Raw genomic sequence first — 10,691 nt, 5'->3', positions numbered from 1 at the left:
GCTCGCGGCGGTGTTCGGGACGATGGGCGGTGACGCGCAACCGCAGATCCTCCTGCAGCTCGCCGCCCGCCTGTTCCACCATCGCCAGAGTCCGGGACGCGCGGTCACCGCCGGGCGCTGGGTGCTGCGCGGCCCGGAGACCGGATTCGACACGTGGACCGGTGCCGAGGGCCCGAGCGTGTTCGTCGAGGGGCACGCAGCGCCGGACTGGGTCGATGGGCTGACCGCACGAGGACACCGAGTGGCCAGCACCCCCGCGTGGGATTCGACCTACGGGCACGCCCACGCGATCACCCGCGGGCGTCACGGATCGTGGGTCGGCTTCGCCGATCCGCGCACCGTCGTCGGCTCGTGCGCCGGCGGCTGACCTTCGACCGGGACTGGGTGGGTCCACGCGAGCCACGCTTGTTCTACGTCCTCGTGCGCCACCCGCGCAGGACACGGCGCCGGGCGTGTGGGAACACAGTCGAGAAGTTGGCCTCGGCCGTGTCGGTCCCGACGAGGATCAGCTCACCGTCCACCGGAAGGGCGGCATGTGGGTCCGGATTCCCCTCGATCACACCCGCGCGCTCGATCGCCACCACGTTGCACTCCGTCGTGCGGTACACGTGGGACTCCGCGAGCGTCCGACCGGCGAGTTCCCTCGGGATCGGGGTGCGGAACACGTTGAGGCCCTGCGCGATCAACAGTGTCTCGTCGCCGCGGAACTGGTTCCAGATCGCCGCGGATCCGGAACCGGCATAGGAGAGCACGGCATCGGCCCCCGCCCGATACAGCGTCGTCACGTTCCGATCGAGTCGGGACCTCGACACGATCCGAACGTCCGGGCGCAAGCCGCGGCAGTACCTCGTCAGGTACACGTTGACGTCGTCGTCGTGCGTCGTGATGAGAACCGCTCCCGCCTGGTCGATCCCGGCCTCGGTCAGGACCTCCCGATCGGCGGCGTCGCCCACGACGTATCGGGCGGAGTCCCGGCGGCGCTCGGCGAGCTGTTCGACGATCGTGAACGCAACCCCTTCGGCCTCGAACGCACTCCCGATCGCTCGACCGACCCGGCCGCCACCGATGATCACCGCCTGATGTGAGTCGTCCTGGTCGACGGCGTACTCGGCGTCGAACGCTGCGAGCTGATCCTCGCTGGCGGACAGCAACAGCATCGACGATTCGCGCAGGACGGTGTCGGCCGAGGCGATCGTGAAGACCCCGCGGTCCCAGACACCGATGATGCCGATGCCGAGTCGGGCGCGGAGGCCCAGGTCGGCCAGCGTGGTCCCCACGATCGAGGTGCCGACGAGGCCGGCTTCGGCGATCTTCAGCCCGGCGAACTCGCCGATCACGTGGCTCGTCCCTCCCAGCCCGAGCGCACGTGCCGCCATCGAGGCGCCGAGGATCTCGCCCAGTTGAACGACGTGGTCGGCTCCGGCGATCTCGAGGATGTCGACGGCGGCGGGTGAGTTCGCGCTGGCGAGGATCTGCACGTCGGGTGCGATCTCACGCACCGTGAACGCGATGTTGGTGTTCGTCGGATCGTTGCGCGTCGCAACGACCATCGCGGCCTGATCGACACGCGCGTTGCGGTACGTCAACGGATCGTCGAGCGCGCCGACCATCACCACGCGGCCCTGGTCGTGGGTGCGCACGGCCTGGTCGACGTCCTCGACGATGATCACGTAGGGGACCCCCGCCTGCTCGGCCCGTTCCATCAGCGCGTGTTCGACCGGACCGTGTTCGGTCAGCACGAGGTGGCCGCTCATCGACGCAGGAACGGACCGCGGCGCACGACGACGCTCGCGCTCGGCCATCCATGGCACGAAGACGAACTGGATGAAGACGAACGGCAGCATCACCAGGAGGAATGTCGATCCGGCGAGCAGCACGACCACCGAGAAGATGCGACCGGCATCGGACTGGAACGTGATGTCCCCGAAGCCGAGCGTCGTCATCGTGGTGAGTGTCCAGTAGATGCTGGTCGGCCACGAGTGCGAGCGGCCTTCGCGGTCCATCAACTCGTGGAACACGGTCGCGAAGATCGCCACCATGGCAACGAAGATGCCGACGAGGACGACGATCGTCTTGAGCTGGCGCCGGCGCTCGGCGCGCCGAACCGACAGTTGTGCCTGGTCCGGGTGCCACCCCGGCGGATTCGACGTCTCGTCGCCGCGCAGCCGTTCGGTGACCTGGGCGATCGTGGCTCCGAGCGATTTCAACATTCACCGAGATGATGGCACGCCACGCCTCGGGAGCTCAGCCGAGCGATTCAGCCGTGCGGCTCAGGTGAGCAGCGGGTGGACTTCTTCCTTGAAGCGGGCCATCTGCTCGTCGGCCTTCTTGTAGCTGTCGCCGAGCATGTGCGGGAAGATCGTCAGCGACTCGAATCCGAGCAGATCCTTGAGGAACTGCACCTCTTCGGCCACCTTCTCGGGCGGACCGACCAGGATCGTCTTGTTCTCGATCGACTCGTCGAGCGTCGGGATCAGCCCGGGAGCGGCAGGCTTGCCGTCGGGACCCATGTAGCCACGGCTCCAGCCGTACGGGCCGAGGAACTTCCAGAACTCGTCGTGGCCGGGCAGAGCGCTGGCGCGGGCCTGTTCCATTGTGTCCTCGATCCGCACCGAGACGACGAGCATCCGCTTCTGATGGGCTTCGAGTTCGACCCCGTGGGCGGCGGTGTAGTTCTTTCCGTACGTGTCCCAGAACCGCTTGATGAAGCTGTAGTGCTGGTTCCAGAACACCGCGCCGTGGTCGACCACGGGCACGTAGTCGAGCGTCGGAGGCGACGTGACCGCCTGCCAGATCTCGTACGGGTGGATCGGTCGTGGGATCAGTGTCAGTTCCTGGACCGTCGAGCCCCGGTCGGGGATGCCTGGGATCGGGATCTGATAGTGCTCGCCCTCGAACGAGAAACTCTCCTGGTTCAGCGCCCGCCGCACGATCTCCATCGATTCCTCGAAGATCTCCCGGTTGAACGCGTCGGCCGCCTGCTGATCAGGGTTGTCCTGCGACCCGATCGACACGCCCTTGTCGTTGAGGTGCAACACCTCGCGCGGCACCGTGCCCCGTCCTACACCCAGGATCGCTCGGCCACCGGAGAGGTTGTGCAGGGTGGAGAAGTCCTCGGCCAGGCGCAACGGGTTCCACTGGGGGACGACGTTGAACATCGAGCCGAAACGGAGTTTGGTGGTCTGCGCCGCGATCCAGGTCGAGATCAGGATCCCGTTGGGAACGACCTCGTATCCCTCGTGCTGAAAATGGTGTTCGGTCGTCCAGAACGAGTCGTAGCCGAGCCGTTCGGCCTCGACGGCGGAGTTGACGTAGTCGAGCGTGGCCTTCCAGCACTCCTCGTTGGAGTAGCGGCGGTCCATCGGGTTCGGAGCACCTGCTCCCGCGTCGTCCATCTCGACGCCACCGAAGAAGAACGCTCCGAGTTTCAGATCCTGTGCAGCAACCATTGTCGCTATGTTCGCGCACATGACGTCGACGCTGTTGCAACGGGCGACCACCGTTCGAGGCGAATCCGACGGGCGTGTGTCACACCTCGTCGTCGATGTCCGGATCCGGGACGGCCTGATCGTGGCCGTCGGGGACCTCGATCCGCTCGACGGAGAGACCATCGAATCGCTCGACGGATACGTGCTCCTGCCGGCCGCGGTGGAACCTCACGCACATCTCGACAAGGCATTCCTGTCCGAGCGGATCAGCAACCCGACCGGTGACCTGCTGGGTGCGATCGAGGCGATGCGTGACAACCGCCACCTGCTGGCGGTTGACGAAACGATCGATCGGGCCGAACGCGCTGCCCGGCTGATGGCGACGAACGGATTCCACTCCGTGCGATCGCACGCCGATACGACGACCGAGCACGGACTGCGCAGCATCGAGGCTCTCGTCGATGTGAAACAGCGGGTGGCGGATGTGATCGACGTCGAGATCGTCGCGCTGTGCGGCTGGCCGGTCACCGGACCGGACGGGGCCGACCAGCGCGCACTTCTCCGCGCCGCGATGCAGGCCGGTGCCGACGTGGTCGGAGGGGTGCCGCACCTCGAGGCGGGAGGCCCGCGTGCGGCGACCGAGTTCCTGCTCCAGGTCGCCACCGACCACTCCCGCGCCGTCGACCTCCACACCGACGAGACCCTCGATCCGACGGTGCTCGGCCTCGTCGATCTCGCCGAACTGGTGGAGGCAGGATTCGAGCAGCCCGTCACGGCGAGCCACTGCGTGAGCCTCGGGATGCAGGACCACGAGACTCAGCTGCGGATCGCCCGTCGGGTCGCCGCTGCGGGCATCTCGGTGATCGCGCTCCCCCACACCAATCTGTACCTCCAGGGCCGCGGCCACAGCCCGATGCCACGCGGGCTGACGGCCGTGACCGCGCTCCGCGAGGCAGGCGTCACCGTCGCCGCCGGTGCCGACAATCTCCAGGACCCGTTCAACCCGGTGGGTCGGGCATGCCCGTTCGAGACGGCGGGACTGATGATCCTGGGCGCACACCTCCTGCCCCACGAGGCGTGGTCGGCGGTGTCGAACGAGAGCGCTCGAGCGACCGGTCGACCCGAGGTCGCGATCGTCCCCGGGTCACCGGCTCATCTCGTGGCCGCCCGAGCGAGTACAGTCCGCGAAGCCATCGCGTTCGGCCCGGTCGATCGCATCGTGTGGCGTCACGGGTCACGACTCGTGAAATGACATCGCAACACTCCTGACCTCTGACGGTCGATCGGCGTCCGTACGCTGCACGGCCGCAACGTCCCAACTCGGAGCCTTCAACTCAGTGAACAGCCAACCACTCGCCAGCGCCGTGCGATCCGGGACCGATCTCGTCGACGATGCGGGTCCGGCGCTCGTCTTCGACGACCTCTCCATGGTCTTTCCCGACGGCACCCACGCACTCGACCACGTGTCGTTCAGCGTCGACCGCGGAGAATTCGTCACCGTCGTCGGCCCCTCAGGTTGTGGCAAGTCCACACTCCTGCGGATCGCGTCGGGTCTCGAGCAACAGACGTCCGGCGCCTGCGACGTCGATCGGGATTCGATCGGGTACGTCTTCCAGGATGCGACGCTCTTCCCGTGGCGGACGGTCCGCAAGAACGTCGAGCTGCTCGCGGAACTCCACGGACTGTCGATGGCGTCGGTGGCCGACAAGGTCGACGAGTCACTCGATCTCGTCAACCTGACCGAACACCAGAAGAAGTACCCGAAGCAGCTGTCGGGGGGAATGCGGATGCGCGCATCGCTGGCGCGCTCGCTGGTGCTCCAGCCGAACGTCTTCCTGTTCGACGAACCGTTCGGGGCACTCGACGAGATCAGTCGCGAGCGGCTCAACGACGAGCTGCTGTCGCTGTTCAAGGCGAAGGATTTCGCCGGGCTGTTCATCACCCATTCGATCGCCGAGGCGGTCTTCCTGTCGACGCGCATCCTCGTCATGTCGGCGCGGCCGGGTCGCATCGTCGCCGACTACGAGGTTCCCTTCGAGTACCCACGGAGTCACGACATCCGCTACCTCCCCGAGTTCGCCGAATTGTCCGGCAAGATCTCCCATGACCTGCGCGGGGCTCATCCGTGACGGTCGAATCCGAGACTCCGATGACGGGTGTCGCCGTCGCCGCCGACCCCATGTCGGCCACCGCACCCTTGAGTGGTGCCAACGCCGGGGCGTCCCCGAACAAGCGCCGGAAGGGCAAACCCGGCGTGTCGCGCATCGTCGGGCCGATGGCCTTCTTCGCCGCCTTCATCGGCTTCTGGTACTTCACGCATCACGTCCTGATGTCGGAGGCCCGCAAGTTCATCGTTCCCCCGCCGCACTCGGTGATCAACCAGTCGTTCCTCGTGTGGGACATCCCACGCGGGAGCGGCGGTTCGCGAACCGGCGGCGGACTCAAGAGCCTGCTCGAGGGACTCTGGACCTCCACCCAGGTCGCGGGCATCGGCCTGCTGATCGCGATCGTGCTCGGACTTGCGTTGGCAACGGTGATGAGCCAGGCGAAATGGATCGAGAATGCGACGTATCCGTTCCTCGTCGCGCTGCAGGCGATGCCGATCCTCGCGTTCGTCCCCCTGATCGGCAGCTTGTTCGGTTTCGACTTCTGGTCGCGGGTCCTGGTGTGCGTGATGATCGCGCTGTTCCCGATCGTGGCGAACACCCTGTTCGGTCTGATCTCGGTCGAACGCGGGTACCACGAGCTGATGACGCTCAACGGGGCGAGCCGCTGGACCCGTCTCGTCAAGTTGCAGTACCCCGCCGCGATGCCGTCGATCTTCACCGGTCTGCAGATCTCGGCCGGCCTGTCCGTCGTCGGTGCGGTCGTCGGTGACTTCTTCTTCCGCCAGGGTGAACCCGGACTGGGCCGACTGATCAACACGTACCAGGCGAGCAACGAGAACGAGCAGATGTTCGGCGCCGTGATCGTGTCCGCGCTGCTCGGGATCGCCGTGTTCGTCTTCTTCGGATGGCTCGGCAAGCGTGTCGTCGGTCACTGGCACGAGACACGTAGCGGCTAGCCCCGCTGACCTGGGCGGTTGCAGCCCACGACACAGAGCGTTCACGTTTCGACGAACATCGACAGCCGCTCGGCCACCTACGCTCATGGTCGATCGAAGTGAACACCCGATCATTCACACACCGCTTTCCACACAACTCCTAGGGGGAGTATCGATGCGACATACCCGCATGACCAAGATGGCAGCCGTCGGCGCCATCGCCGCGATCACGATTGCCGCCTGCGGCAGCGACGACGACTCGAGCAGCCAGGAGTCGGACACCACCGACGCGGCGGAGAGCTCGGACGCGCCGGAGCCCGACACCACCGACACCACCGAGGCCGCCGCCGACGAGACCGACGAGACCGACGACACGGCCGTGATGGACGAAGATGCCATGGAGGAAGGCGAAGCCGTCGACCTCTCCGGGGTCTGTCCCGAGACGATCGTCATCCAGACCGACTGGTTCCCCGAGGCCGAGCACGGCGCGCTGTACCAGATGGTGGGCGAGAACCCGCAGATCGACTCCGGCAAGAAGGTCGTGTCCGGTCCGTTGGTCACCCATGGCGGTGCCGAGACGGGCGTCAACATCGAGATCCGCACCGGCGGACCTGCGATCGGTTTCGAGCAGGTCGTCACGACGATGGCCGGCGACCCCGACATCACGTTCGGATACGTCCTCACCGACGAGGCGATCGAGAACTACGCGGACAACCCCACGACCGCGTTCGTCGCCCCGCTCGAGATCAACCCGCAGATCATCATGTGGGATCCGGAGACCTACCCGGACGTCGAGTCGATCGCCGATCTCGCCACCGCCGACGGCGGCGACGGTGTGACCATCCGCTATTTCGAGACCGGCGCCTACATGCGCTACCTGGTCAACGACGGCCAGGTGACCGAGGCGCAGCTCGACGGCAGCTACGACGGATCCCCGCAGATCTTCATCTCCGAGGGTGGTGCGATTGCTCAGCAGGGCTTCGCATCGGCCGAGCCCTACAACTACGAGAACGTCTTCGAGGACTGGGCCAAGCCGGTCGACTTCGAGCTGATCCACGACGCCGGCTGGCAGGCCTACGCCGCTCCGCTCGGTGTGCTCGACTCCAAGAAGGAAGAGCTCACCGATTGCATGGCGGCGTTCACCCCGGTCGTGCAGATGGCGACCGTCGACTACTACGCCGATCCCGATGCGGCGAACGAGCTGATCATCGAGGCCGTCAACGCGTATGACGACTTCTGGGTCTACGACCAGGGTCTGGCCGACTTCTCGGTGCAGGCACAGCTCGATCTCGGGCTGGCGGGCAACGGTCCCGACGACGTCGTGGGTAACTTCGACGAGGAGCGCCTGACCGCCTTCATCGAGGCCGCCGGCCCGGTGTACGGCGTCGAAGGACTCACCGTCGACGATCTCGTCACCAACGAGTACATCGACAGCAGCATCGGCTTCTGACCGAACATCGCTGATTCGACCCGAATCGGCGATTGCCGAGACATGGGGGCATCCTCGCTCAGGCGAGGGTGCCCCCGTTCGCGTTCGGGAACTTCCTACAATCGCTCCGTGTCTCCTGTGCGCGCCGTGGGCGTCGGCGTCGTCTGCGCTCTCGGCGTGGTCGCCTGTTCGGCTGGGTCCGACCCGGACGACGGCGCTGATTCTCCGGATTCGACCCTGACGGCTGAACCGGTCGATTCGGCACCGATTCTCACGTCCCGCCCGGCACCCCCATCGACGTCGACGACGTTGCCGCCCGTGGAGGACGGGCCCCTGGGCGACGTGTGTCCGCAACGCATCGTGATCCAGACCGCGATGCTGCCGGGCCCGGACGTCGGGCCGCTGTTCGAGCTGCTCGGCCCTGACCCGCAGATCGACGGAGCTTCGGCAACGGTGTCGGGCGGTCTCGTGCGCGTCGACGGAACCGAGGAGGACGTGGTGCTCGAGATCCGGTCGGGCGGGCCGGCGGTCGGATTCCGGTCACCGCTCGAACTGCTGACAACCGATCCGGAGATCCTGCTGGCACAGACATCGGCGGCAGTGGCAATGCGTGACGCATCGACATTCCCGTCGGTCGGGGTGGTCACCCTCACCGATCGGTCGCGGGACGTGATCATCGTCGATCCGCAGTCCCATCCCGACGTCGACTCGATCGACGGTGTACGCGACGCCGGGATCGAGGTCCGGCACGTGACCGACTCGCCGTTCACGACCTTCCTCGAGGGCACCGGTGCGCTCAGCGCAGATCAGCTCGTCGCAGGGTTCGACGGCGAGCCCGCAGCATTCGTCCAGTCGGGTGGCTCCATCGCGCAACAGGGCGATCAGCTCGTCGAGCCCGTCCTGATCCCTTCGCTCCCCCAGTGGGGTCGGCCGGTCGTGGCGATCGATGCCGAGTCGGCGGGCTGGGTGGATCACGACGATTCACTCGCCGTACGCACCGACGACGTCGACGATCAGCGCGAGTGTCTCGAGCGCCTCGTCCCGGTGATTCAGGAAGCGACCGTGGCGTACGTGGCCGCTCCCGAGCTGTCGAACGACCTGATGAGCTTCGCTCGTGCCGGGTTTGCGCCCCTGTCGCGGTTGACCGCCGACCTGATGGACGAAGGCGTGTCGCTCGGCGTGTCGACCGGCGTGTTCGGCGATGGCGCCGACTCGACGGTCGGGAACTTCGACATCGCCCGGCTCGAACCGTTCTTCGCCGAGTTCGCCGACGTTCTGGGGATCGAGCCGGTCCCGGCCGCCGACGTCGTCACCAACGAGTTCATCGACCCGTCGGTCACATTGGAAGGGTGAACGCCGAGATCTCCCCGAGGGCGTCACAGAACGCGGCGACCGCGGCATCGAACAGTTGAGCTCCGCGTTCGACCGTTGCGGTCGTCGGGTCGCCGATGTGACCGCTGGACCCGAAGTCGTTCGACAACCAACCGAACCCCACCGTTCCACCGAAGCGGACGTGCCGGTTGCCGATCAGTGCGTCGGGCACGTTGCGGGTGGCGGCGCCCATGTCGACCAACTCCGGAGCGAGGTGCAGCATGATCGACGTCTCGTCGGTCCCACCGTGGATCCCCATCCCGTGCTCGTCCGCGGCCGAGACGCCACCCTGGTCCGGCGGCACGCCGGGATGTGCGAGGAACGTCATCAGCCCGTGGTGCAGGCGCAGCTCGCGGTTCGCGACGCCGACGAGCGCCGAGTTGCCGCCGTGGCCGTTCATGAACACGAGTCGGCGCGCCGCGGTCATCGCCACGCATCGGCCGATGTCGTCGAGGACCCGCAGCAGCGTGTCGGCCGACAGCCAGATCGTCCCCGACGACCAGGCGTGCTCGTTCGACTTGGTGTAGGCGAGCGGCGGGAGCAGCCACACGTCGTGTTCGGCACCGACCCGTTCGACTGCCGCCACCGAGACCCGGTCGGCGATCAGGAGGTCGGTGTTGAACGGCAGGTGTGGGCCGTGTTGCTCGATGGCTCCGAGTGGTTGCACGAAGATCGAACGCTCGGTGATGAGGCGATCGATGTCCGGCGCACGGAGTTCGTCGAGTCGGCGCGAGGCGGGAGGGACTGCTGCGGCGGACGACACATCGACAACGTTACGTCCATGCGGTGCCGCCGCGTGAGAATGACGCCATGACTCAGACGAGAACGACCGACGTCGATGTGGTCGTCATCGGCGCGGGCCACAACGGGCTCGTGACCGCCGCCTATCTCGCCCGGGAGGGAATGTCGACGCTGCTCGTGGAGGCGCGCGATCAGGTGGGTGGGACCGCGGCGAGCGAGCAGTTCGCCGGAGCGACCGTGAACATCTGCAGTTGCGACCATCTGACGTTCCGCACCACGCCGGTGATGCGCGAGCTCGGCCTCGCCGAGCACGGGCTGGAGTACATCGACGTCGACCCGGCCCAGCACAACATGACGTGGGACTCGGCGGCCGCCGGTCTCGGCTGGACGAGTCACCACGATCTCGATGCGACGCTCGAACAGATCGCGGCCGTGGCGCCCGGCGACGTCGACGGATACCGCCGCTACGCGAAGGCGGCGATCCCCGCTGTGCGGATGATCTTCGAGGCGGCCGCGGAGCCGCCCTCGATCACCGGCCTGACGCGCCTCGCGTTGCGCCGCCGACTCGCCGGTGTCCCGGCGCTGTTGCGCTGGAGCCGACGGAGTGCGGCCGACGTCCTGCGCGAGTACTTCGACAGCGAGTTGATCCGCGGTCCCGGCGCGATGAGCGGGCCGATGG

Annotated in this window: 10 protein-coding genes; 7 read left to right on the top strand and 3 right to left on the bottom strand. The window is 66.8% G+C overall.

Translation table 11 applies throughout. The features are described 5' to 3' along the window. Positions 1–367 (top strand): gamma-glutamyltransferase (locus WBV89_RS04125; RefSeq protein WP_423980072.1); only part of this gene is annotated, 367 nt, incomplete at its 5' end. Positions 368–410: 43 nt separating this feature from the next. Here WBV89_RS04125 and WBV89_RS04120 read toward each other — a convergent pair. Next, a complete protein-coding gene (locus tag WBV89_RS04120; protein ID WP_423980071.1) occupies positions 411–2,210 on the bottom strand; it encodes a potassium channel family protein in 1,800 nt (599 codons plus the stop codon). A 60-nt stretch (positions 2,211–2,270) separates the two neighbouring features. Further along, complete coding sequence (locus tag WBV89_RS04115) at positions 2,271–3,449, bottom strand: LLM class flavin-dependent oxidoreductase (RefSeq protein ID WP_423980070.1); 1,179 nt, start codon at positions 3,447–3,449, stop codon at positions 2,271–2,273. 19 nt (positions 3,450–3,468) lie between these two features. On the opposite strand from WBV89_RS04115, the gene WBV89_RS04110 reads away from it, so the two are divergent. From WBV89_RS04110 to WBV89_RS04090, 5 genes are all read left to right on the top strand, one after another. Then, positions 3,469–4,680: an amidohydrolase family protein gene (locus tag WBV89_RS04110; RefSeq protein WP_423980069.1), complete on the top strand. Its 1,212-nt coding sequence runs from the start codon at positions 3,469–3,471 to the stop codon at positions 4,678–4,680. A gap of 112 nt (positions 4,681–4,792) precedes the next feature. Further along, positions 4,793–5,557: an ABC transporter ATP-binding protein gene (locus tag WBV89_RS04105; protein ID WP_423980073.1), complete on the top strand. Its 765-nt coding sequence runs from the start codon at positions 4,793–4,795 to the stop codon at positions 5,555–5,557. Positions 5,558–5,577: 20 nt separating this feature from the next. Further along, a complete protein-coding gene (locus tag WBV89_RS04100) occupies positions 5,578–6,492 on the top strand; it encodes an ABC transporter permease (RefSeq protein ID WP_423980068.1) in 915 nt (304 codons plus the stop codon). A 169-nt stretch (positions 6,493–6,661) separates the two neighbouring features. Further along, positions 6,662–7,921: an ABC transporter substrate-binding protein gene (locus WBV89_RS04095; protein ID WP_423980067.1), complete on the top strand. Its 1,260-nt coding sequence runs from the start codon at positions 6,662–6,664 to the stop codon at positions 7,919–7,921. A 297-nt stretch (positions 7,922–8,218) separates the two neighbouring features. Then, entirely contained in the window at positions 8,219–9,253 is a 1,035-nt protein-coding gene (locus WBV89_RS04090; RefSeq protein ID WP_423980066.1) for a hypothetical protein, read from the top strand. On the opposite strand, the gene WBV89_RS04085 is transcribed toward WBV89_RS04090, so the two are convergent. After that, positions 9,237–10,034, bottom strand: coding sequence for a creatininase family protein (locus WBV89_RS04085; protein ID WP_423980065.1), 798 nt, complete (start codon positions 10,032–10,034; stop codon positions 9,237–9,239). The genes WBV89_RS04090 and WBV89_RS04085 overlap by 17 nt on opposite strands. Before the next feature lie 47 nt (positions 10,035–10,081). Between WBV89_RS04085 and WBV89_RS04080 the strand changes: the two genes are divergently transcribed. After that, a partial coding sequence (locus WBV89_RS04080; protein WP_423980064.1) for a phytoene desaturase family protein occupies positions 10,082–10,691 on the top strand: 610 nt, incomplete at its 3' end.

The organism is Ilumatobacter sp. (assembly GCF_049588435.1).
Classification (GTDB): domain Bacteria; phylum Actinomycetota; class Acidimicrobiia; order Acidimicrobiales; family Ilumatobacteraceae; genus Ilumatobacter_A.
Note: the sequence above shows the minus strand (reverse complement) of the source record. Positions and strands in the feature narration are given on the sequence as shown.

Bases quoted from the DNA above. Each gene is read 5' to 3' on its own strand.
- WBV89_RS04120 (WP_423980071.1), bottom strand. From the start codon at position 2,210: ATGTTGAAATCGCTCGGAGCCACGATCGCCCAGGTCACCGAACGGCTG.
- WBV89_RS04115 (WP_423980070.1), bottom strand. From the start codon at position 3,449: ATGGTTGCTGCACAGGATCTGAAACTCGGAGCGTTCTTCTTCGGTGGC.
- WBV89_RS04110 (WP_423980069.1), top strand. From the start codon at position 3,469: ATGACGTCGACGCTGTTGCAACGGGCGACCACCGTTCGAGGCGAATCC.
- WBV89_RS04100 (WP_423980068.1), top strand. From the start codon at position 5,578: ATGACGGGTGTCGCCGTCGCCGCCGACCCCATGTCGGCCACCGCACCC.
- WBV89_RS04095 (WP_423980067.1), top strand. From the start codon at position 6,662: ATGACCAAGATGGCAGCCGTCGGCGCCATCGCCGCGATCACGATTGCC.